Source organism: Paraburkholderia phytofirmans PsJN, assembly GCF_000020125.1.
GTDB classification, from domain to species: Bacteria; Pseudomonadota; Gammaproteobacteria; order Burkholderiales; family Burkholderiaceae; genus Paraburkholderia; species Paraburkholderia phytofirmans.
This window is the reverse complement of sequence record NC_010681.1, coordinates 3,324,189-3,346,120: the sequence shown is the minus strand read 5'-3', so window position 1 is coordinate 3,346,120 and position 21,932 is coordinate 3,324,189. Positions and strand designations below refer to the sequence as shown.

General features: G+C 65.5%; 18 protein-coding genes. 6 read left to right on the top strand and 12 right to left on the bottom strand.

Annotated elements, in window-relative coordinates; genetic code table 11:
* Positions 1–93: 93 nt before the first annotated feature.
* From BPHYT_RS14685 to BPHYT_RS14660, 6 genes are all read right to left on the bottom strand, one after another.
* Positions 94–921, bottom strand: coding sequence for a hypothetical protein (locus tag BPHYT_RS14685; RefSeq protein WP_012433935.1), 828 nt, complete (start codon positions 919–921; stop codon positions 94–96).
* A 7-nt stretch (positions 922–928) separates the two neighbouring features.
* Positions 929–1,642, bottom strand: coding sequence for a C39 family peptidase (locus BPHYT_RS14680; RefSeq protein WP_012433934.1), 714 nt, complete (start codon positions 1,640–1,642; stop codon positions 929–931).
* A gap of 98 nt (positions 1,643–1,740) precedes the next feature.
* Positions 1,741–3,132: a hypothetical protein gene (locus BPHYT_RS14675; RefSeq protein ID WP_012433933.1), complete on the bottom strand. Its 1,392-nt coding sequence runs from the start codon at positions 3,130–3,132 to the stop codon at positions 1,741–1,743.
* A 26-nt stretch (positions 3,133–3,158) separates the two neighbouring features.
* The gene (locus BPHYT_RS14670) at positions 3,159–3,794 is read right to left on the bottom strand and encodes a hypothetical protein (protein WP_012433932.1); all 636 of its coding nucleotides are present in this window, start codon (positions 3,792–3,794) and stop codon (positions 3,159–3,161) included.
* Complete coding sequence (locus BPHYT_RS14665) at positions 3,791–4,318, bottom strand: hypothetical protein (RefSeq protein WP_012433931.1); 528 nt, start codon at positions 4,316–4,318, stop codon at positions 3,791–3,793. The genes BPHYT_RS14670 and BPHYT_RS14665 overlap by 4 nt, the downstream gene beginning before the upstream one ends.
* Before the next feature lie 88 nt (positions 4,319–4,406).
* The gene (locus BPHYT_RS14660; protein ID WP_012433930.1) at positions 4,407–4,904 is read right to left on the bottom strand and encodes a hypothetical protein; all 498 of its coding nucleotides are present in this window, start codon (positions 4,902–4,904) and stop codon (positions 4,407–4,409) included.
* Between the two features lie 534 nt (positions 4,905–5,438).
* Here BPHYT_RS14660 and BPHYT_RS14655 point away from each other — a divergent pair.
* A complete protein-coding gene (locus BPHYT_RS14655; protein ID WP_012433929.1) occupies positions 5,439–6,833 on the top strand; it encodes a sigma-54 dependent transcriptional regulator in 1,395 nt (464 codons plus the stop codon).
* Positions 6,834–7,097: 264 nt separating this feature from the next.
* Positions 7,098–8,069, top strand: a complete 972-nt coding sequence (locus tag BPHYT_RS14650; RefSeq protein ID WP_012433928.1) for a thymidylate synthase — start codon at positions 7,098–7,100, stop codon at positions 8,067–8,069.
* 106 nt (positions 8,070–8,175) lie between these two features.
* On the opposite strand, the gene BPHYT_RS36675 is transcribed toward BPHYT_RS14650, so the two are convergent.
* Both BPHYT_RS36675 and BPHYT_RS14635 read right to left on the bottom strand, forming a co-directional pair.
* A complete protein-coding gene (locus BPHYT_RS36675) occupies positions 8,176–10,791 on the bottom strand; it encodes a DUF6600 domain-containing protein (RefSeq protein ID WP_012433927.1) in 2,616 nt (871 codons plus the stop codon).
* 181 nt (positions 10,792–10,972) lie between these two features.
* The gene (locus tag BPHYT_RS14635) at positions 10,973–11,692 is read right to left on the bottom strand and encodes an ArsR/SmtB family transcription factor (RefSeq protein WP_012433926.1); all 720 of its coding nucleotides are present in this window, start codon (positions 11,690–11,692) and stop codon (positions 10,973–10,975) included.
* 227 nt (positions 11,693–11,919) lie between these two features.
* Between BPHYT_RS14635 and BPHYT_RS38680 the strand changes: the two genes are divergently transcribed.
* The 4 genes from BPHYT_RS38680 (at position 11,920) to BPHYT_RS14620 (ending at position 15,402) form a co-directional block, all read left to right on the top strand.
* A complete protein-coding gene (locus BPHYT_RS38680) occupies positions 11,920–12,063 on the top strand; it encodes a hypothetical protein (protein WP_012433925.1) in 144 nt (47 codons plus the stop codon).
* Positions 12,064–12,180: 117 nt separating this feature from the next.
* Positions 12,181–13,437 (top strand): MFS transporter, encoded by a 1,257-nt coding sequence (locus tag BPHYT_RS14630; RefSeq protein WP_012433924.1) that lies wholly within the window; start codon positions 12,181–12,183, stop codon positions 13,435–13,437.
* Positions 13,437–14,750, top strand: coding sequence for a GlxA family transcriptional regulator (locus BPHYT_RS14625; RefSeq protein ID WP_012433923.1), 1,314 nt, complete (start codon positions 13,437–13,439; stop codon positions 14,748–14,750). Before BPHYT_RS14630 ends, BPHYT_RS14625 begins: the two co-directional genes overlap by 1 nt.
* Positions 14,751–14,895: 145 nt before the next feature.
* The gene (locus tag BPHYT_RS14620) at positions 14,896–15,402 is read left to right on the top strand and encodes an acyl-CoA thioesterase (RefSeq protein ID WP_012433922.1); all 507 of its coding nucleotides are present in this window, start codon (positions 14,896–14,898) and stop codon (positions 15,400–15,402) included.
* A 129-nt stretch (positions 15,403–15,531) separates the two neighbouring features.
* Here the strand turns inward: BPHYT_RS14620 and fumC are convergent, their stop codons facing one another.
* From fumC to BPHYT_RS14600, 4 genes are all read right to left on the bottom strand, one after another.
* Positions 15,532–16,932, bottom strand: a complete 1,401-nt coding sequence (gene fumC / locus BPHYT_RS14615) for a class II fumarate hydratase (protein WP_012433921.1) — start codon at positions 16,930–16,932, stop codon at positions 15,532–15,534.
* A 15-nt stretch (positions 16,933–16,947) separates the two neighbouring features.
* On the bottom strand, positions 16,948–18,564 hold the full coding sequence (locus tag BPHYT_RS14610) for a phospholipase D family protein (protein WP_049869176.1): 1,617 nt from the start codon (positions 18,562–18,564) through the stop codon (positions 16,948–16,950).
* A 322-nt stretch (positions 18,565–18,886) separates the two neighbouring features.
* Positions 18,887–19,846, bottom strand: coding sequence for a ketopantoate/pantoate/pantothenate transporter PanS (gene panS, locus BPHYT_RS14605; protein ID WP_012433919.1), 960 nt, complete (start codon positions 19,844–19,846; stop codon positions 18,887–18,889).
* A 586-nt stretch (positions 19,847–20,432) separates the two neighbouring features.
* A complete protein-coding gene (locus tag BPHYT_RS14600) occupies positions 20,433–21,845 on the bottom strand; it encodes an MATE family efflux transporter (protein ID WP_012433917.1) in 1,413 nt (470 codons plus the stop codon).
* Positions 21,846–21,932 lie beyond the last annotated feature (87 nt).

Genomic DNA, 21,932 nt, shown 5'->3' with positions numbered 1-21,932 from the left:
CCCCCGGTGTTCGGGCCGCGCACCCCCGGTCCTGACGATGCGCGGCCTGACGTGTACTGCCTTGCTACGGTCGGCGGGTGGCGGCCCGCGTGTTCACCTCCTGTTTTGCAGCGCTTGTAGTACGCCTAACTGGCGGATCATCGAGGCCGACATTGGCTGAGTTTGCAAATGCAGCTGCAATGCGTTGGCGACTTGCTGGCTATTGCCTGCGATCTGCAGCAACTGGGCGATTTGCCCGTTGCCCGGCGTGACCGTCTGGGTGGCGAGCCCAGCCGGCGTCTGCAGCACGACACTGATGCCGTTGCTGCCGAACGAGATGCCGGCTTTGACGGAGCCGGTCGAATTGCTGGCCGTGGCTGACGGGGCATTGGCGGTGCCCGCCAGCGTCGCGGCGTTGTTATTGAAATCGATGAGCGCGGAATTGGCGCCGCTGTTACGGTCGCCTGCCACCTGGGTCACTTGTGAAACGCCGTTGACCGTGATGCTCTGGCCACCATTGACGTGAGCGTTGGGATCGGCTCCCGAACTGGCGGCATTGGTGTGGCTGCCGGGGCCGCCGCCGCTCACGCTCGCGAGCGTGCTGACGGTGGTCGTCACCTGGCCGAGCGCGTTCTGCGCCGCGCCGAGCGTGCCCTGGGCGACGGCGGTCACGCCGTTGGGCAGTTGCCATTGCGAGATGATGTTCAGAACGAAGCCGGAGATCATCGTGGCGCCGGCATATTTGCCGGTCTGTCCGGCGAGGACGTCGTCGTCCACCATCTGCACCTTGACGGCGGCGGAGCCGCTGTCATGAGAAGCGAGAAATTCGGGCAACGGCGGCGAGCCGGCGCCCGATGCCGCCTGGGCGCTGCCGCTTGTTCCGCTCAAGCCGCACATCACGGTGCAGAGCGCGAGCCCGAGTTGGGTGAGGTGTTGCTTCATGGTTGGTTCAGAACAGGTCTGCCTTGATCAAGCCGTACTCGACGAAGGGAGTCGCAGCGGTGCCGTTGGCCAGCGCGCTGGCGCGCAGCTTGAGCGCGAGCGACTCGTTGTCCTGCAAGAGCGGGGAATCCTCCCTGAAGGGTTTGCCGAGGACCGCGAACACCAGACCGTTCCAGGTCCGCATGAAGTCCTCTTCGAGCACGATGCGATTGCCGAGGGCAGGATCCGCGATGAACACGCGGCCGTCCTGCGCATGCTTGACGATCACGAAATGCTCGTACCCGTCGATGTTCATCAGAACCATCACGGGAATCTGCAAGTGCTGGAGCGCGTCGGCGTTGACCCGGAAGCCGCGGCCGCGCAAACCGATGGTCTCGACGAATTTCTTCATGTCGAGCATGGAGAAGCCATTCTTGACAACGACTTCGGGCGTGGAGAACACCATCATCCGGCGAATCAGTTCGGTTTCCGGAATATCGATGCCATAGCCGTATTTGAGGAGCGTCGCCAGCGCCGCCGCGCCGCAGCTGTAGTCGAACTGCTGATTGACGATGTGGCTGTAGCGGATGTCCTTCATCGAGCGCACCGTCTTTTTCAACGGAACGCCCGCCAGCGTGGACGTGTCGATGCTCGACTGCGCGTAACTCTGGCCCACGCACAGCGTGCAGCTGGCCAGCGCTACGGCGAACCGTAGTGCCGGGTACCACCGGAACCCCAACATGCTGGTCTCCCCCTTCTATACGCGCCGGCCGCTGCGATGGCTGCCAGCGCGTCCTCCCCCAACTGCTTGCTGGCTTCTTTCTTGTGCCTGTCGCCGGCTTAGTGGCCGCTGTTCAGCGCAGCGATCGCAAGGCCGTTGTGCTGCAGGTTGCCCGCGCCGCCGGCGATATTCACGCCGATGTTGCCGGATGCGTTGGCGAGCGCGTTGGAACCCAGCATCGCGGTGCCCTGGAATTGACCCGTCACCGTCATGCCGGCGGTTTGCGAGTTGTCGTCCGTGGCGACCATCGCCGTGGTCAGCGCGTTGCCCGGCTTGGTCGTCGTCACGGCGCCGGCGAGGCTGTTGTTCTGCACGTTGCCGATACCCGAGGCGACGTTCACCCCGACGTTGCCGGTCACACCCGACAGCGAGCCGTCCCCGATCGACGCATTCAGATTGAAGTTGTTGATCCGGGCGTTGCCGCTCGACGCTTGCGTGCTGAAGATCTGCGCATTGCCGAACACGTTGCCGATGTCGACCGAGGCGAGCGACACGTCATTGCTCTGGGCGTTGCTGATACCTTCCGCGATGTTGATGCCCAGGTTGCCCGAGACACCGTTGGCCGCGTTGGCGCCGGTGGTGGCGTTCAGCGTGCCGGCCGCTTGCGTGTTGATGTGCTGCGTCACCGAGCCACGGGTTGTCACGTCGGTCGTGGTGAGGCTCGCGTCGACGCCGAATGCGGCGGCATAAGCGTCGCTGGACGAGGTCCGGCTCCTCGTGTACCCGGACGACTGTTCGCCGACCGCCGCGAAGCCCGAACCTTCGCTGGCCTTGTAGCCCCACACCTTGCCCTGTCCGGATGCTTCCGATGCCTCGAAGCCGCCGGCTACGCCCGACGAGTTGGAGTAGCTCGATTCCCGGTAGCCGGCCTGCAGTCCGCCCGCTGCATGGAACGACCCGCCGCCGCCGAACGGCGTGTTGATGCCCGAATAGCTGTAGTTGCCGCCGATCGAACCGCCGGCTGCGATGTGGCCGCCGGAATTCTGGCTGGTGTGCGTGAAGCCACCCGTGATCGCCGCTGCCTGCTGGCTGGTCTGATAGCCGCCGCCCGCGACAGAGCTGCTGTGGCTGCCGTACACATAGCCGCCCGATGCCTGATAGCCCTGCGCGCTCGACGAAGAAGTCGAGTGGCTTTGCGACGCCACGGCGAACACCGACCCGCCGCCCTTGATCGACGAGCTATTGTTGTTGTAAGTAGTCGTCACGCGGCCGGTCGTATAGCTCTGCGATTGCGGGTTGAGCGTCGCGTTGACGTTGACCGACTGGTTGTTGTTGACGACCGCGCCGGCCGTGCTGGACACGTGGACGCAACCATACAGGCCGACCAGACCTTCAATGCCGACCGCTTCGCCGACCAGCGTCGCATTGAACAGATAGGCCTTTTGCGGTGCGGCAAACGCGCTGCCGGATGCGGCAACGAGAACGGCTGCGGCAATAAGAGTGCGCTTCATGATTCGCTCCGATACTTTAAGTTTGGTCAGTTAAAAAAAGTGCCCGCCGGGGGACGGAGCACAAAACTGTTCGCCGTGGCATTACCGGCGCCGGCCGTCTGGTTGATCTGCACGATCCCGCTGATGTTTCTGAAGGCATCATCTGAAATCGTTGCTTCGCGTACGCTGTGAATCCCCGCTGATTGCCCCAGACCTCCGTTTTTCGCGGCCGTCGCGGATAGCTCCCCATCCGCGACGGTCTCGACTCCGAGCGCCGCAGTGCCCAATTGGGTACTGTTGCGCTGCAGATTTCCTGCTCCGGCGGACTGGTTCACCAGCACCGCACCGGATGAATTCGAAAAAGCATTGGCTTCGATCGACGCCCGCGCGTTCGTGACCTTCGCGGCCACGGCGGCGCTCTGCACGCTGGCGTTGTCGTTGCCGGCCACGCCACCGTTCGACACCGTGATCTGATTGGCCTGCGCGTTGTTCAGGCCGGCCGTTTCGTTGACGGCGAACGCGCCCGTCACGCCGGCCGCCGCGCCGTTGGCGATGGTCGAGGTGGCGCCGATCGTCGGTACGGACTGCGCGTGGGCGTGGTTCGCCACCAGGGCCGCGCCCATGCAGACGCACAGCGCCGCCTGCAGCGTCCGAAGCATGAGGGGATGCGCGAGCGGGCTCATTTCATTCCTCCAAGCGCGCCGGTGAGCGCGTTCGACAGCGGCGCCAGCGAGCCCGTCACCGTGGAGGTAATGGTCCCGCCGATGCCCGGCGCGGGCAGGCCGATACCGCCGGAATTGAGCGCCACGTTGTTGCCGGTTGCCTTGCCGCTGAGGATCTGGGTCACCGCCTGCATGCCGGTGCCGCCGAGTACGCCACCGTCCGCCACGCCGCTCGACCCGTGCGCATTCGTCAGATCGGTATCGCCCACGATCTGGGCGACGGCCGGATTGAACGAGTTAGCCGGGAAAGTGGTGGCGCGCACGGCGACCGGCTCCTGACTCCTCGGCACCGGCACGAAGGCGTCGCGCGGGGTGACCGTGCGCTCGACGATGATGTCGCCGGGATTGGCGGCCTGCTGAGCCAAGGCGTCGACGGCAAACGAGGCGCTGAACAGGACCAGCACGCTTGCCAGCGCCGACGGCAACGAGGTGTGCGACGACACCCGCGACCTGCGTGCGTGCGGCGTCCGGTTTGAGGCAGTCATGTCGGTCCTTGCTTATGTCTTGTTGTCTTGCCTGCGGGCGGTGCATTGGCCGCACCGCCACCCCTGTCTGCTTTGCTAAGTTCGTCGGCTACTTTCTTTGATAGTTGGCGACGTTGCCCTGGGCGGCGCGCGCCGCGTCGATCGGAATCGGTAAAGGCGAGGGCGGGGCGATCTCGTCCCATAGCGTCACGTTGTTGCCGCTGCCGCCATTGCCGCGCATGAGCTGCGGCGTCGCGGCCACCATCACCATGCCGACCGCGCCGCCGCGTTGCCGCGAGAGCACCTGGTCGTCGAGCGAAAAATCGTTCACGGATGCACCATCGGCCGGAATGCTCAGCACGTTGGCGGCAAGCTGCGAGAACAGGGTGGCGGCGCGCGTCGTCGTATCGGCTGAAGCGGGGGTGGCGAGCGAGGCGTTCGGGACGGTGGCGGAGCCTGCATCGGTGGATTCCGTCAGCGTGGCGGATGGAGCCTGTCCGGCTTCCTGTGCGTTGGCGCCAATGGGCAGCATGACCAGCGCGATTGCGGTGCAAAGTGCCGCGCATGGTGCAACGCTGCCCAGATCGATGCGGAAAGCGAGTCGCATGATGTGTCTCCTTGGTGCACGGCATTTAGCGAAACGTGTGCCATCGCTCGCAATCCATTGATGGATCAGGATGCGAATCGAAACGCCGGAGTCACAAATAAGAAATCTGGCAAAAACGTTTCAGCGCTGAAACGGTGAGCAGAAAATACCTGTAATTCGTTAATTCGGGCGGTATGAACTACCTTGGGTCAACGCGAGGAAAAGCGCTTCCACTAATTTTTTATTCGTCGGCTGAATAACTGGTTATTGCCCGCGGAGCCGCGCCGGGTATGGTGTGAGCGATTAAATTCGCATAATTGTTTTCCAAGCGGCGCGCGTATAGTAAGCTCTCGAAAAAGAGCTTCAAATTTAAAAAAGCCCGCTAACGGGCCGTCTCAAACACACACGCCGCTTTCTTGGGGATCAGCTGTCCGCACGGAATGGAATGGCCGTTCGGTTTTTGCTATATCGCGAATCCCGAATGAGTCAGCGTGTCTGAACTTGTTTCAGGTGCGTGCGTCATCCTTAACGTTCGTTGACGAGAGGATCTGAATAATGGAACCCGCAACGCGGCAACTGATTTACGTTTCGCGCGATCCGAGCGCGGAGCTGAATACTCGGTTTCACCAGCGCGGCTGGCATGTCGAAGTCGTGGGGTCGGCGCGCGACGTGCGCCGCGCTGTTCGCGCCGGAATGGCGGCCGGCGGCCTGCTTGATCTGTCTAGCGAATTTCAGCCACACGAAATCGCTGCCTTCGAATCCTGCCTGACCATGCCGAACGTGGGCTGGGTCGCGGCCACCATGCCCGGACAACTGCAAGACGCCGCGTTGCGCCGGCTCGTGCGCGACTACTGTTTCGACTACGTCACGGTGCCGTATTCGGGCGACAGGATCGTCGATTCGGTGGGTCATGCGTACGGCATGATTTCGCTCGGCGAAACGGCTTCCAACGATGCATCGCAAGGCGCCGAAGGCGAAATGGTCGGCTCGTGCGACGCCATGCTCGCGCTGTTCCGTTCGATCCGCAAAGTGGCGATGACCGACGCGCCGGTTTTCATCTCGGGCGAATCGGGCACGGGCAAGGAGCTGACGGCGGTCGCGATTCACGAACGCTCGGCGCGGCGCAATGCGCCTTTCGTGCCGATCAACTGCGGCGCGATCCCGCCGCATCTATTGCAATCCGAACTATTCGGCTATGAACGCGGCGCGTTTACCGGCGCCAATCAACGCAAGATCGGCCGGGTGGAAGCGGCGAACGGCGGCACGCTGTTCCTCGACGAAATCGGCGACCTGCCACTCGAAAGCCAGGCGAGCCTGCTGCGCTTCCTGCAGGAGCGCAAGGTGGAGCGGCTGGGTGGGCACGGCGCGATCGACGTCGACGTGCGCATCATCTCGGCCACGCACGTGGATATGACCGCGGCGATGATCGAAGGACGGTTCCGCTCCGACCTCTATCACCGTCTGTGCGTATTGCAGATCGATGAACCGCCGCTGCGCGCGCGCGGTAAGGATATCGAACTGCTCGCGCGCCATATGCTGGAACGTTTCAAGAAGGATGCAAGTCGTCGCTTGCGCGGCTTCGCGCCGGACGCGATCGCGGCGCTCCATAACTACGGCTGGCCGGGCAATGTGCGCGAGCTGATCAACCGCGTGCGGCGCGCGATCGTGATGTCGGAAGGGCGCGCGATCACGGCGCGCGATCTCGAGCTCGCCGAATATGTGGAGATCGTGCCGGTGTCTCTTGCGCAGGCGCGTGAAGCGGCCGAACGTCAAGCTATCGAGCTGGCGCTGTTGCGTCACCGCGGGCGGCTTGGCGACGCCGCCCAGGAGCTCGGCATCTCGCGCGTCACCTTGTACCGGCTGCTGTGCTCGCATGGCATGCGCCATATGGAAGGCGAGCCGCTCGCCGCGCCGCACGGCGAATTGCCGGCTTCGGTGCCGCATCTGTAGATCGTTTGACGGGCCTCGCGGGTCTCGTGGGCCGGTAAACGATTTCAGCAGGACCCTTCAGCGTATCGAGCGATTCTGCGACCGGTTTCATGCCGTGCGCTCGCGCCACTCTCGCACCACCTCGCCTTACCTTTTCTCTTGATATTTTCGATGCCGCGCGTCACGCCCGGGCGTCGTCCCGCCGTGCTTGTTAAAATCGGGTTTTCCGCTCAATCTCCGTGACGCCCGGATCAAACCGGCCCGCGTCTCGTCGAAGGAACCCGAATGAAACAATACCTCGACCTCGTCCGCACGATTCTCGACACCGGCACGTGGCAGGAGAACCGCACTGGCATCCGCACCATCAGCATGCCGGGCGCGATGTTGCGCTTCGATCTCCAGCAAGGTTTTCCCGCGGTGACCACGAAAAAGCTGGCGTTCAAATCGGCGGTGGGCGAACTGGTCGGGTTCCTGCGCGCTTCGCGCAGCGCGGCGGATTTCCGCGATCTCGGCTGCAAGGTGTGGGACGCGAATGCCAACCAGAATCCGCAATGGCTCGCCAATCCCTACCGGCAGGGTCCGGACGATCTCGGCGACGTGTACGGCGTGCAGTGGCGCCAGTGGCCCGCCTACAAGGTGCTGGACGCGAACGCGGGCGCGCAACTCGCCGACGCGACCGCGCGCGGCTTCCAGGTGGTGACCGAATTCGAGGAAGACGGCAGCAACAAAATCCTGCTGTACAAGGCAATCGACCAGCTGCGCCAGTGTCTCGACACGATCATGCATAACCCCGCGGACCGGCGCATTTTGTTTCATGCGTGGAACCCGGCGGTACTGGACCAGATCGCATTGCCGGCTTGCCATCTGCTGTATCAGTTCCTGCCGAATGCCGTGACCAGGGAAATTTCGCTGTGCCTGTACATTCGCAGTAACGACGTCGGGCTCGGCACGCCGTTCAATCTGACCGAAGGCGCGGCGTTGCTGCATCTGGTGGGGCGATTGACGGGATATACGCCGCGCTGGTTCACCTATTTCATCGGCGACGCGCATATCTACGAGAATCAGCTCGACATGTTGCAGCAGCAGCTCAAGCGCGAGCCATATGAAAGCCCAAGCTTCGCGATCTCGGAGCGCGTGCCGGAGTATGCGAAAACCGGCGTGTACGAGCCGGAATGGCTTGAAAAGATCGAGCCGGCGGATTTCTCGCTGGTCGGCTACCGGCATCACGAGCCGCTCACGGCGCCGATGGCCGTTTGAGCGTCGGCCGGGTCGATAAGCGGCCCATTCGCATAAAGAAAAACCGCCGCGATGCGAATCGCGGCGGTTTTTTTACGCTCTCTGCCGGCTCTCAGGCGCGAGGCGCTCAGCTTTTCCGATGCTCGTCATGGTTGCCGCCGCCCGAATGCTGGTCGCCGTGCTGCGGCTGTGCCTGAGGACGCGGCTGCTGCGCCTGCTGCGGACGCGGTTCCTGGCGCGGCTGCTGTTGCGGCTGCGGATGAAACTCCGGCCGGGGCTGTTGTTGCGCCTGCTGCTGGTGCGGCTGCTGTTGAGGCTGCGGCTGCGGATGAAACTCCGGCCGAGGTTGCTGCTGCGCCTGCTGCTGACGCGGTTCCTGACGCGGCTGCTGCATCGGCTGCTGCACGGGCTGCGGATGATATTCCTGACGCGGCTGTTGCTGCGCCTGGGTTTCCGCCGGACGCTGCGCCTGCGGCTCGGGCTGACGCTGCAGTTGAGCCTGTTGCTGCGGCTGCGGCCGAATTTCCTGCTGACGCGCCTGCTGCTGTTGCTGCTGGGCCGCCGGATTTTCCCCGGGACGCGCCGCGCCGGGCTGTTGCGCGAACTCCGGGCGTCCAGCCTGCGGCTGCGGGCCGCCACGCTGTTGGGCTTGCTGCGCCATCGGCGTGTGCGGTTGAGTCCAGGCGGGCTCGTGCCGCTCGTTCACGCCCGGCTGCTGCCCCGCCTGCTGCGGCATTCCCCGCTGCGGCTGCTGCTGTTGCTGCTGCGCAAACCCCGCGTGATTGCCACCGTTCGCTTGCGGCGGACGCGGCACACCGTTCGACGGGTGCCCCGCCTCCCCAGCCTGCGGCCGCTGATTGGCCATCTGCGGCGCCATGCCCGGCCGCGCTTGCGGTTCGCCGCCATGCGGTGTTTCACCCGGCCGCTGAGCGGCCTGCTGTTGCATAGCGCCCGCTCCGCCCGGCGCACCCGGCGGCATCCCTGGGCGTGCTTGCTGCTCTCCACCGCGCGGTGCTTCGCCCGGCCGCTGCTGCATCCCATTCGGTCCACCCAGTGCGCCCGCTGCCATGCCCGGCGCACGTCCGGCGATATGCGACTGCACGACCCGCACGTTCTGCACGGGCAGCGCGCTCGGTCCGCCCGCCATGTGCGCCGGCACCGAGGTCCGCACGATCGGCTGACCGCCGCCCGGCACTCGTCCGCCGCTTTGCGCGAAACGCTGCGCGAGGCTGTCGTGATAGGCCGCCGGCATCGCCGGACTACGCGTCGCCACCACCGGACGCGTCATCACCGCCGCCGGCGGCCGGTAATTCGCGTTGCGCTGGCCCGGCCCGAAACTCTCCCGCACCGGCGCGATGCCCGGACCGCCCGGGTTGATCTGCGCGTTGCGCCATTGCCGCGGATCGACCTTCTGGGCAAAGCGCCCGACCGGCTGTCCGTGCACGAAGGCCGTCGCGGGCACCGCGGTCACGGCGCCCGGAGCGCGGTAGTTGATGTACGTGTTGTGAATGTTGGTCACATTCACATTGCGGTTGTAGTTGTTGACGATCGTCGTCTGGTTGACGCGGTTGTAGTAGCCGGGACTCCAGTGATCGTGACCGCCCCAATGCGGATGCCACGGCTCGCCCGGCCCGAGCGGGAACCACGCGACGCCGGCGGCGACCGCTCCGCCGATCGCCAGATCCACACCCCAGTTCACGCCGCCGCCACCGCCGCCCACGAAAGCGACGAGCGCCGGCGCGTAGACGGGCGGCTCGCTGACCGCGACCGGTCCCGGCACCCATGCCCACGTGTCGTCGACCTGCGCCCAGCGGCCGTAGTGGTAGGGCGCGAAGCCCCACGGCGCGTCGTCGACCCAGGTCCAGCCCCACGGCGCCTGCCAGACCCAGTGGCCGTCGCGATAGGGCGCCCAGCCGGCGGACGTGCCGCGCGGCACCCACACTTCGCCGTATTGCGGCGAGCTTTGCCATGTGCCGTTAGCGTCGAGGTCCTGGTAGCCGGGAATGTCGCGCGACACGTAGCGCGCCGACACCGAGCGGTCTTCCGCAGCGTCGCGGCCGGCGGCCCACTGATCGAAGGCGTCGAGGCCGGGTACGCCGTTGTCGGCGAGCTGTTGCAGGTTGGTGCCGCCAAAGCGGATTTGCTGGCCGGCCGCGACCGGCACCTGGCCGCTGTCGCCGTACACCGTCGCGCCGCCGCTGCGCACGGTGACGGTCGTGCTGCTGCCGTCCGGCGCGACGTCGACGCGGTAGTCGCCGGGACCGTTGAGACCGAGCGCGAGATTCGGCGTATCGATCTCATAGGACGAACCCGGCGCGAGCTCGCGCACGCGCGCCGACAGCGTGCCCTGCGCGACTTTGAGCTGGGCGCTGTTGTCGTCGAGATTGAGCAGATCGAGACTTGTGGACGATCCGAGGCGCACCGCGGTCGAACCGATGTGGAGCTCCGAGCGGGCGTTCTGATCGTTCCACAACTGGTCGCCGGTGGTGAGAGGGCGGTTGATCTGCGCGTACGACCAGTCGGTAGCGCCGGCCGGTTCGGTGGTCACGGCGCCCGCCGTATAGTTCAGGCGCGCGACGCGGCCGGGCGGATCGGTGTTCTGCGTGGCGGCGGCGCTCTGCGGCGCCTCCTCGATTTCCTGCGCGAAGGTGGCCTGGCCTGCCAGCAGGAAGGCGGCGGCTGCGATCAACGTATAGCCGATAACCCGGCGGTTCGAATAGCGGTGTGGGGTGACTGTTCTCATGATTTATCTCCGACGGACGCGGCATCGTGCGGCATCCGTGCAGTCACTGTACCCGTGGCGTTTGTTTCAAGACCCCCACTTTTGTAAGGCCGCCTCACCACCGTGTAACAAAAGGTCTCGATAAGGCCATTCGTAAGCTGGTTGCCGATTTCCTGTAACCCATCAGGCAGTCAGCCACGCGTCACCCAGCAAGAAACGCGTCGAAATGGCGATGCCCGGCCGGCGTGATGCGCAGAATTCGCGGCCGCTCGGTGCGCTCGACCCAGCCGTGCGACGTCCACGAATCGAGCAGCGCCGCGCCGAGGGCGCCGCCCAGATGCGGACGCCGTTCGCTCCAGTCGGGACAGGTGCACGCAAAGCGGCGGCGCCGGGTTTTCTGGACCGACATGTCGATGCCCCAGTCGGCGAGGCGGGCAACGCCTTCGGCGGTGGCTTCCAGCGACGTGCCGTGCAGCGTCAGCAGGCCGCGCTCGACCAGCTGCTCGAACACGCGCACCGACAATTCGCCGGCCATATGGTCGTAACAGGTGCGCGCGTAGCGCATGTCGAGCGGCACGGTGCGCACCGGGCGCGGCACGGGACGCTGCGGCGCGCTGACTTGAGCGACATTGGCGAGCGCTTCGATCGACGCGGCGATATCCGGCGACGCGATCCGGAAGTAGCGATGCCGGCCGCGCACTTCGAGCGCGAGCAGGCCGCCGTCGGTCAGGCGCGCGAGATGGGCGCTGGCCGCCGACGGCGAGAGCCCGGCGATTATCGTCAGCTCACCGGCCGGGCGAGCGCTGCCGTCCATCAGTGCCCACAGCATGGCGGCGCGGCCGGGATCGGCGAGCAGTGCGCCGATGCGGCTCAAGCCAGGGAAATGGTTCTGGTTCTGTTCGTCTGCGAGAGTGGCGGGCATCTGACGTCTCCGGAGAGCGGCGCTTTCGTCGCGCCATGTAGACCACTGTATCGGGCTGCGTGATTCGATGTTTCAGCTTAGCGTGAAGTGTCGAAAGCGGCGGCTACGAAAACCTGGCGGACGCGGAGCCGGTGTCGGGGTTGGGCGGTGGCACCGAGCCGCGCTCCGGTGCCGCCCAAGACCGCCAGGCTAGAATCGAAGCCTGTCCTAGCGGGAAACACGCAGCCATGAAAACTCTTCTTGCCGTCCTTGCCGCAGCCTTGCTGCTCGGCGCATGCGCGCAGGGCGGCGCGGCGTCGGGATCGGGCGCGGGCACCGGCAGCATCACGATGTACGGCACCATCGACGAAGGCATCTCCGTCCGCAAATAGGCGAGCGGTCGGCGACTCATCACGACTGGCAGAAATTGATGCATCATTGGCATCTCTGCCATCGGCGCTCATGTAACGATCGGGGTCACCTCACTTCCGCCGCCCCGCGGCCTATCGATGCCACCGTCCGCCGCTTCCACCGTTCCAGCCCATGCACCCGGCCTGCGCGACACCGATCCGCACGACCGGCGTGCCGCGCGCGTGCTCGCCGTGTGCCAGGCGCTGTACACCTCGTCGGTATCGATCGATCTGACGCTGACCGGTCTGGTCGGCTATACGCTTGCCGACGACAAAGCGCTCGCCACGCTGCCGTTCTCGCTGATCACCGTCGCCGCCGCGCTGACGACGATCTTCGCGTCGTTCCTGATGGCGCGCATCGGCCGCCGCGCGGGCTTCGTGCTCGGCGCGGGCGTCGGCGCGCTAGGCGGCGCGATTTCGGTGTGGGCGATCTTTCACCACAGTTTCTGGGCCTTCTGCGCCGGCACGTCGACAGTCGGCGTGTTCCAGGCGTTCGCGCAGTATTACCGGCTGGCCGCCGCCGACGCGGTCGGCATCGACGATAAAAGCCGCGCGATTTCGACCGTGCTGGCGGGCGGCGTGGTGGCCGCCGTTTGCGGGCCGCTGCTTGCCGCGTGGAGCAAGGACTGGCTGGCGCCGGTCGCATTCGCGGGTTCGTATGCGCTGGTAACGGGCTTCGGGCTTTTATCGATAGCGTTGCTAACGCTGCTGTATCGCGACGCGGCTCCCACCGCGAGCACGGCGGCGACTCACGAGGCGGCGCGGCCGCTCGGCGAGATCGTGCGGCAGCCGATCTTCGCGGCGGCGCTCGCCAACAACGCGCTCGGCTACGCTGTGATGATGTTCGTGATGACCGCGACGCCGATCGCCGCGGTCGCCTGCGGCCACACGATCGGCGACGGCGCGCAGGTCATCCAGTGGCACCTGGTCGGCATGTTCGCGCCGTCGCTCTTTTCCGCACGGCTGATCAAACACTTCGGCGTGCTGCGGGTGATCGGCGCGGGCATTGCGCTCTCGGCGCTGTGCGGCGTACTCGCGTTGCGTTCAACCGATCTGCCGCATTTCTACGCGGCGCTCGCCTGTCTTGGCGTGGGCTGGAATTTCATGTTCGTCGGCGGCTCGACGCTGCTCGCGCAATCGTACCGGCCGTCGGAGCGGGCCAAGACGCAGGCCACCAGCGAGTTCACGACGTTCGCGTTTTCCGCGCTGGGGTCGCTGTTCGCCGGTCAATTGCTGGCCCGCTTCGGCTGGGCGACGATCAATGCCGCGATATTTCCGCTGCTTGCGGCGGCGGCGCTGGCCACGCTCGGGTACGCGTGGTCGCGCAAGCGGCGGTTAATGGCGGAGGTGTCCTGATGGCGGCGCGTCATATCGTTTTCGCGGTCGCACCGGATCTGGTGCTGCTCGACGCCTGCGGACCCCTGGAGGCGTTCTGGCGCGCGGAGTTAACGGTCGCGGGGACAGCGGGGGCGGGAGTCGGCCAAGCCGTGGACAACGACGAGGGAGTCGTCCGCGACGCGGGCCGATCGGGCATATCGGGCAGTGCGGGTAGTGGGGCGAGTTCGGCTGGTGCAGGTCAGTCGGCGGGTTCGTCTGGTTCGGACAGCGCGGCCAATTCGTACGGTTCGGCTGGCGCGGCCAGTTCGGCTACTTCGAACGACGCGGCGAATTCGTACAGTGCACCTAGTGCAGCGAGTTCGGCTAGTTCCCCGGGTCGCAGCCTGCCCCAGCCATTGGCCTACCGCACCACGGTCGCCTCGATCGACGGCGGCATATTGCAGACTTTCCCCGGCTTGCCGATCGTCACCGAACGCCTCGATTCACTCGACGACCAGCCGATCGACACGCTGATCGTTCCCGGCGTCCCTGTCGACGAACATTGCACGCTGGAACCGGAACTCGTCGCGTGGATCCGGCGCCATGCGCCGCGTGCCCGGCGCGTGTGCTCGGTGTGCACCGGCGCGTTCTATCTGGCGGCGGCGGGCCTGCTCGACGGCCGCCGAGCGACCACGCATTGGCGCGACGCGCCGCGCCTCGCGCAGCGGTTTCCCAACGTCCATGTGGATGCCGATCCGATCTTTATCCGCGATGCCGGGCGTCACGAAGGCGATGGCGTCGTCTGGACGTCGGCGGGCGTGACGGCGGGCATCGATCTGGCGCTGGCGCTGATCGAGGAGGACGTCGGTCACGCGGTCGCGATGCAGGCGGCGCGGCGGCTGGTGGTCTTCATGAAGCGGCCGGGCGGGCAGTCGCAATACAGCGCGGCGCTGGCGGCGCAGGCCTCGGCGAACGGGCCTTTCGAGGCGCTGCACAGCTGGATGACGGCGCATTTGCGCGACGACCTGTCGGTCGAGCGGCTCGCCGAACGAACCCGGATGAGCCCGCGCACCTTCGCGCGGCGCTACGTGGACGAGGTCGGCCGCACGCCGGCTAAAACCGTCTCGGCACTGCGTCTGGAAGCCGCTTCGCGCGCGCTCGCCGAATCGCGCCGGCCGCTCAAGCGAATCGCGCTCGACTGCGGATTCGGCAGCGAACAGAACCTGCGGCGGGCTTTTCTGCGACGTTTCGGCGTGCTGCCGCTCGATTATCGCGAGCGCTTCATGTCGGCGGCCGCGCCGCGGAACGGGGCTGTTTCCGAAACCGCCTCGGAGCTTGCCGAAGCGAGTTGAACGCGCAACCAAAACGAAAGCTCCCCGCAAGCCAAACCCGTGCTCCCACCGGCCTTCTCCCGCGTGCCGCATCCCAGCCGCGACGCGTCAATATTGCGCTCGTATAATCGCCTCCTTTCAATGCATCCGATTGACCGGAGTCAAGATGAGCAACCCTTCCGTAGCGCCGCTGGATCGTTCCGAAACCACTTTCCGCTTTCTGGCCGAGCCGAGCTCGGTCAATTTCGGCGGCAAGGTGCACGGCGGTGCGTTGATGAAGTGGATCGACGAAACCGCGTACGCATGCTCGGCGGTGTGGTCCGGTCGCTATTGCGTGACGGTCAGCGTGGGCAATATCCGCTTTCGCCGGCCGATTCTGGTCGGCAACCTGGTCGAACTGCGCGCCCGGGTCGTGGCCACGGGCCGCACCAGCATGCACATTCATGTTTCGGTGCAGGCGGGCGATCCGAAGGGCGGCGAACTGCTGCAAACCACCGATTGTCTGATCGTGATGGTCGCCGTCAACGAAAACGGCCAGCCGGTGCCGGTGCCGGCCTTCGTGCCGGAGACAGACGAACAGAAGCGCCTCGCCAGATACGCGATAGACGTGAAGGAAGCGCTCGACGCGATCGTCGAACTGAAGCCGGAAGAGGTGGCGCAGGGGAAGGTTTAAGCGGCGCCTGAAGGCGCCGCTCGCGGTCCGCGCGAAGTTGAAATCCGCGCGGACTGCTGTTGTTTTGAATCACGCCGGGCTTGCGGCCTGCAAGTCAGCCAGGTCGGCCAAGCGTGAGCGCGCAGTTGCCTAACTCGCCGAATTGCCGACCATATCCTTCGGCCGCACCCATTCATCGAACTGCTGCTCGGTGACGAAACCGAGCGCCAGCGCCGCCGCCTTCAGCGTGGTGCCTTCCTTGTGTGCCTTCTTGGCGATCTTCGCGGCCTTGTCGTAGCCGATGTGCGGATTGAGCGCCGTCACCAGCATCAGCGATTCGTTGAGCAAGGTCTCGATGCGCTCGCGATTCGGTTCGATGCCGACCGCGCAGTTGTCGTTGAAACTGCGCGCGCCGTCGGCGAGCAGGCGGACCGATTGCAGCACGTTGTGCGCGATCATCGGCCGGAACACGTTCAGCTCGAAATTGCCGCTCGCGCCGCCGATATTCACCGCGACATCATTGCCGAACACCTGCGCGCACAGCATCGTCAATGCTTCGGACTGAGTCGGATTGACTTTGCCCGGCATGATCGAGCTGCCCGGCTCATTCTCGGGAATCGATAGTTCACCCAGGCCGCAACGCGGGCCGCTTGCGAGCCAGCGAACGTCGTTGGCGATCTTGTTCAGACTCGCCGCCACCGTCTTCAGCGCGCCGTGCGCGAATACCAGCGCGTCGGCCGCGGCCATCACTTCGAATTTGTTCGGCGCCGACACGAACGGCAAACCGGTCAGCTTGCCGATCGCGGCCGCCACCTTGTCCGCGAACTGCGGATGCGCGTTCAAACCGGTGCCGACCGCGGTTCCGCCTTGCGCCAGTTCGTACAGATGCGGCAGCGCCGTTTCCACGTGACGAATGCCATGATCGAGTTGCGCGACGTAGCCCGAAAACTCCTGGCCGAGCGTGAGCGGCGTGGCGTCCTGCAAGTGCGTGCGGCCGATCTTGACGATGTCGGCAAACGCCTTCGCCTTGCCGTCGAGCGTATCGCGCAGCGTCTTCAGCGCCGGCTGCAGATGCTTGACGATCGCATACGCCGCGGCCACGTGCATGGCGGTCGGAAACACGTCGTTCGACGATTGGCCGCGATTCACGTCGTCGTTCGGATGCACTTTGCGCTCTTCGCCGCGCACGCCGCCGAGCAACTCGCTCGCGCGATTCGCAATCACCTCGTTGAGGTTCATGTTGGTCTGCGTGCCGGAGCCGGTCTGCCAGACGGCCAGCGGAAATTCATCCGGATGCTTGCCGTCGATGATCTCGTCGGCGGCCTGCATGATCGCCTTCGCCTTGCTTTCGTCCAGCACGCCGAGGCCGAGGTTGACTTCGGCGGCGGCGCGCTTGATGACGGCGAGCGCGACGATCAGTTCGGGCGATTGCTTCTCGGTCGAAATGCGGAAATTCTGCAGTGAGCGCTGAGTCTGCGCGCCCCATAGACGGGCGTTCGGCACGGCGATCTCGCCGAACGTGTCCCGCTCCATTCGTACGTCTTCAGTCATGTTCCACTCCGCTGATCAAAGTTCTGCGTTAACGGGCAATAAGGAGAATAGACCTGTTAGCGCGTTCCGGTACAAGCCGGCCTGCGGATCGAATATGTACGTGCGGCGCGCGCCGTTTTCGACGTCGGTCCACACGAGCGGCGACAGCGGCGCGCCGATCGAGCGCAGGTAGGCGAGTTGCGCGTCGTCGGCGAGCGTGACGCGATAGCTTTCCTCGGGCGCCGTGGCGCGTTCGAAGATTCCCGCGACCTGTTCGGCGAGCGCCGGACTGTGGATCACCAGCGCCAGTTCAGTGTTCAGATTGGCCGAGCGCGGGTCGAGATTCATCGAGCCGATCACCAGAATCTTGCGATCGATCACATAGGTTTTCGCATGCAGACTGGCGCGCGACTGCGAGCCGGCCACGCCCGCAGGGGGCGTGTCCTGCTGCGGCTTGAATTCGTATAACTCGACGCCCTGTTTTAGAAGCGGCACGCGAAATGGACTGTAGCCCGCCTGCACGGCGACCGCGTCGGTGGCGGCGAGCGAATTGGTCAGCACGGCGATGCGAACGCCGCGATGCGTCAGTTCGCCGGCCGCCTTGACGCCCGAATCGTGCGGCACGAAGTAGGGCGAAATGATCAGGAAGTCCTTCTGCGCGTCGCGCATCAATTCGCCGAGCCGCTGCATCGGTGGACTCACATAATCCGGCGACGGATGCACGATCTTCTCGGGCAAGTCCGCTTTGAACTCGGCCGGCGCCCAGGTCAAACCGAGCTGATCGTTGGCGATCTGCGTGGCGAGCGGCGTCGCGTTCAGCGGCTTGGCGTTGTACGGATCGGCGTTGGTGCGCCAGTGCTGACGCAAGTCGTCGCGCGTCTTGTCCAATTCCTTCGCGTCGAACTTCTGCTTGTTCAGCACGCGCAACGGATAGGCGATGCTGCTGTTCCAGTAGTCGTCGAAACTCGCGGAAACGTCGGCGGTGATCGGGCCGGCGGCCAGCACGTCGAGATCGCGGAATTGCAGCGTTTCGCTCGCGCTGAAGTATTCGTCGCCGAGATTGCGGCCGCCCACGATCGCGATCTGGTTGTCCGCGATCATCGCCTTGTTATGCATGCGGCGCGTGAAATGGCCGAGCTGCGTGAAAACGTTGGTCGTGCGTTCGAATACGCCTTGCTGCGCGCTGCCGAACGGATTGAAGACGCGAATCTCGATGTTGTTGTGCGAGTTCAAGCCCGCCATCACCTGGTCGATGTCCTTGAAGTTCAGGTCGTCGACCAGCATGCGCACCCGCACGCCGTGGTCGGCCGCATAGAGCGCGGCGCCGAGCAGCAGTTTGCCGGTGGTGTCCTCGTTGGCGATGTAGTACTGCATGTCGAGGGTTTTGGTCGCGGCGCGCGCCAGTGCGATGCGCATCTGCAAGGCGTCGGTGCCGCTTGCGAGCACACGGAAACCGGACTGATCCGGATGCGCTGCTTCGAGCGGCGCGAGCGCCGTATGCAGCGGTGTGTTTTCCGTGGCGGGGAGTGCGTGGGTGACTTGACGGTCGAATGCGGTGGCGGGAGGCCTCGTTGCGCAGGCAGTCAAAAATGCTGTTGCGCAACACAGCAGGAAGAAATGTCTCGTTGTTCCCCAAGCGGACTTCCTGAGTATGCCGGACGCGCACGTGCGTTGCAGTGCGGCCTGGCTTTGATCTCTATGCGACGGCACGCGTTTCCCCTAGTTTGCAGGCTTCTCATGGCGGCAGCGAGTGAGTGGCTCACGCTGTCGAGAAATGCATTCTAAGGGGAATCAGCCTGATGGGCTTCTGTTCTTGCAGGCGGTCCCGGCGATCGAACTTTCGCGTTGGACCACGCGCGTTGCGGGCTCTGCCGTTACGTCGTGGACGTAACGGCAGAAGCCGTTGTCGAATGCATGATCGTGCAGGCCATGCGCACCGAGATCCTGAAACGGCTCGACGCGTGCGGCCTGCCTGTTAACCGCGTTCGGTATTCAACACCTGTCCGCCATCCGCATGCGTCCAACTTTTCGCGGGACGTCCCGCCCAGTACCCGGCGAGCAGCGAGCCCGACAGGTTGTGCCACACCGAAAACAGCGCGCCGGGCAAGGCCGCGATCGGCGTGAAATAGAGCTTGCCGAGCGTCGCGGCAAGGCCCGAGTTCTGCATGCCCACTTCGATCGCGAGCGTGCGGCACACGGCTTCGTCGAAACCGAGCAGACGGCCGCCCCAATAGCCGCCGAGCAAGCCGATGCCGTTATGCAGCACCACACCCAGCATCACCACGAGGCCGACCGACGCGATGCTCTTCTGCGTGCCGCCCACCACCGCGCCGATGATCAGTACGATCGCGACCATCGAGATCAGCGGCAGGATCGGTTCGATCTTGCGCACGACCTTGCCGAACAGATGATTGACGATCAGGCCGACCACGATCGGCAACGCGACGATTTGCAGAATGCTCATCAGCATGCCGTGCACGTCGACGGCGATCGACGCGTCCACGTAAAGACGCGTGAGCAGCGGCGTCGCGAACACGCCGACGAGCGTCGACAGCGCGCTGATCGTCACCGACAACGCGACGTCGCCGCGCGCCAGGTAGATCATCACGTTCGACGCCGTACCGCTTGCCACGCTGCCCACCAGCACCATGCCGGCGGTGAGATCGGGCGGCATGCGCAGCGCCTTGGCTATCACCCAGGCGGCGAGCGGCATGACGAGATAGTGCAGCACGATGCCGGCGATCACCGGCGCGGGCCGCGTGAAGACGCGCTGGAAATCGGCCACGGAAAGGGTGACGCCCATCGCCAGCATGATGATCGTCAGCAGCGTGGTGACGTGCGGCGCGACGCCTGCGAACGAGGCGGGCGAGAAGTAAGCGGCAATCGAAACGAGCACGGCCCAGAGCGGGAAAAGACGGGTGACGCGGGCAAGCATGGCGTGTGGTCCTTGATTATGTTTTATGGCGAGAAGCAGGGTCGGTCGAGCGGCGCGCCACCGGCGGTGGCGCGCTTGCGGGAGTCTGTCGCGTGAACGCGGCAAGCCTTGTTGGCGGGTGATGGGCCTTCGGGCGGCGCTGGCCTTTTTGAGGCGCGAATGGGGTTCGGCGTGGGGGTGCGGGTGCGCGAGTCTACGCCGGAGCACGGTATTTTACCGTTCGCGGTGAATTGCTCGTGCGTCGATGGTTGCGCGTGCAACCAGGCGCGCATCGTTCTACCGGGGTTGGGCGACGGTGTGACGAGTGTGGCTGCATGCGCTGCAGGTTAGCGCTTCACGCGGATTGGGCTCATAACGGGCCCTGCGTTGTCTGATGGCGCTGCGGGTGTAACTTCGCGCGGGATCGATCCGCGAGCCGCTGGGAGTGGCCGGCGCGGCGCCTTTAACCTGCCACCCGGCGTCAACCGGGTTTGATCGGCGAACCGCCGGGCGCGGGCGGCACGACGCTTTTAACTCGGCATCGGCGTCGAACGGTTTTGATCCACGACCCGCCAAGTGCGGCCGGCACGGCGCTTTTAACCCATCATCAAACCGGTTTAACCGGCGACGCGCCAGACACGGCCGGCACGCGCCGCAGGCTCAGTTTGTGAAAGCGCAGCGTCATCAGCAGCGCGACGCTGGCGAGGCCGGCCGCGAGTCCCCACCACAGTCCGCGAGCGCCGAGGCCGAAGTGAAACGCCAGCGTGTAGCCGGTCGGAAAACCGATCGCCCAGTAGCCGAAGGCGGCGGCGATCATCGGTACGCGCGTGTCTTTCAGGCCGCGCAGACAGCCGGAGCCGACCGTCTGCATGCCATCGACGATCTGGAAGATTGCCGCCACGCCGAGCAGCGAACTCGCGAGCTTGACCGTGGCCGCGTTGGCCGGATCGTCGAGATGCAGATAGAGGCCGACGATCCAGTGCGGGGCGGCGATCAGCACGAGGCCCGACAACGTCATGAAAGCGACGCCGAGCGCGAGCGCGACGAAACCAGCGTGGCGCGCGGCGAGCGGCTGGCCGGCGCCGGACCAGAAGCCGACGCGCACGTTCGCCGCCTGGCCTATCGCCAGCGGCACCATGAAGGCCACGGAGGCTACATTCAGCGCGATCTGATGCGCGGCCAGTTGCGACTCGCCGAGCAGGCCGACCATCAGGCCGGTGGCGAGAAAGAGCGTGGACTCGACGCCGTAGGTGATCGCGACCGGCCAGCCGATGCCGAACAGTTCACCCATCAGCGGCACGTTCGGCCGCGTGGCGACGACGAAATGGCGATAACGCGGGCGCAAATGCAGCAGCGCCATCAACACGAGCGCGCTCAGCCAGACGGTGATCGAGGTCGCGGCCGCCGAGCCGAGAAAACCGAGCCGCGGCAGACCATAGGCGCCGTGGATCAGGCCGTAATTCAGAAAACCGTTCACGCCGACGCTCGCCAGCGACACCCACAAAAGCCGTTTGGCCGCGCCGATCGCCGGCAGAAACGACCGCATCAGGCCGACCCCGATCAGGCTGCCGAGCGAGCCCCAACGCAGCACCGCCGAATATTCGCCGACGTTGTGCGCGAGCAGCGCGGGTTCGCCGAAAGCGAGCAGGATCGGCGTGGCGAACGAGAGCAGGAAGAACGCCGGCACCGACAGCAGCACGGACAGCACGAGACCAGTCCAGTAGATGTGCGGCACGCGGCCTTCGTCCTGCGCGCCGCGCGCGTGCGACACGCTCACGCTGACGGAGGTCAACACGCCTTGCAGCAGCGTGACCACCACGAAAAACAGATTTGCGCCGAGGCCGCCGGCGGCGAGCGCGTCGGGGCCGAGCGAGCCGAGCAGGATCGTGTCGGTGACGCCCATCGCCATTTGCGAGAGCTGTGCGATGGCAAGCGGCGCGGCGAGCCGCGCGGTGTCCGCCGCGTGGCGGGTCAGGGTCGGCGGCCGGGCGGCCACACGGGTGATGCCGGATTGAGTCATGGAGCGCCTGGCGGCGGAAGTGGCGACAGTGCGACGGCGGGCGCGACGTGCGCGCGAGCGGAGCCGAGGGCGGCGGCTCGATGAGCC

What these genes read in the sequence shown, in the direction of transcription:
- BPHYT_RS14670 (WP_012433932.1), bottom strand. Translation starts at nt 3,794, where the DNA reads ATGAGCCCGCTCGCGCATCCCCTCATGCTTCGGACGCTGCAGGCGGCG.
- BPHYT_RS14620 (WP_012433922.1), top strand. Translation starts at nt 14,896, where the DNA reads ATGAGCAACCCTTCCGTAGCGCCGCTGGATCGTTCCGAAACCACTTTC.
- BPHYT_RS14600 (WP_012433917.1), bottom strand. Translation starts at nt 21,845, where the DNA reads ATGACTCAATCCGGCATCACCCGTGTGGCCGCCCGGCCGCCGACCCTG.
- BPHYT_RS14675 (WP_012433933.1), bottom strand. Translation starts at nt 3,132, where the DNA reads ATGAAGCGCACTCTTATTGCCGCAGCCGTTCTCGTTGCCGCATCCGGC.
- BPHYT_RS36675 (WP_012433927.1), bottom strand. Translation starts at nt 10,791, where the DNA reads ATGAGAACAGTCACCCCACACCGCTATTCGAACCGCCGGGTTATCGGC.
- BPHYT_RS14625 (WP_012433923.1), top strand. Translation starts at nt 13,437, where the DNA reads ATGGCGGCGCGTCATATCGTTTTCGCGGTCGCACCGGATCTGGTGCTG.
- BPHYT_RS38680 (WP_012433925.1), top strand. Translation starts at nt 11,920, where the DNA reads ATGAAAACTCTTCTTGCCGTCCTTGCCGCAGCCTTGCTGCTCGGCGCA.
- panS (WP_012433919.1), bottom strand. Translation starts at nt 19,846, where the DNA reads ATGCTTGCCCGCGTCACCCGTCTTTTCCCGCTCTGGGCCGTGCTCGTT.
- BPHYT_RS14685 (WP_012433935.1), bottom strand. Translation starts at nt 921, where the DNA reads ATGAAGCAACACCTCACCCAACTCGGGCTCGCGCTCTGCACCGTGATG.
- fumC (WP_012433921.1), bottom strand. Translation starts at nt 16,932, where the DNA reads ATGACTGAAGACGTACGAATGGAGCGGGACACGTTCGGCGAGATCGCC.
- BPHYT_RS14635 (WP_012433926.1), bottom strand. Translation starts at nt 11,692, where the DNA reads ATGCCCGCCACTCTCGCAGACGAACAGAACCAGAACCATTTCCCTGGC.
- BPHYT_RS14630 (WP_012433924.1), top strand. Translation starts at nt 12,181, where the DNA reads ATGCCACCGTCCGCCGCTTCCACCGTTCCAGCCCATGCACCCGGCCTG.
- BPHYT_RS14655 (WP_012433929.1), top strand. Translation starts at nt 5,439, where the DNA reads ATGGAACCCGCAACGCGGCAACTGATTTACGTTTCGCGCGATCCGAGC.
- BPHYT_RS14680 (WP_012433934.1), bottom strand. Translation starts at nt 1,642, where the DNA reads ATGTTGGGGTTCCGGTGGTACCCGGCACTACGGTTCGCCGTAGCGCTG.
- BPHYT_RS14665 (WP_012433931.1), bottom strand. Translation starts at nt 4,318, where the DNA reads ATGACTGCCTCAAACCGGACGCCGCACGCACGCAGGTCGCGGGTGTCG.
- BPHYT_RS14650 (WP_012433928.1), top strand. Translation starts at nt 7,098, where the DNA reads ATGAAACAATACCTCGACCTCGTCCGCACGATTCTCGACACCGGCACG.
- BPHYT_RS14660 (WP_012433930.1), bottom strand. Translation starts at nt 4,904, where the DNA reads ATGCGACTCGCTTTCCGCATCGATCTGGGCAGCGTTGCACCATGCGCG.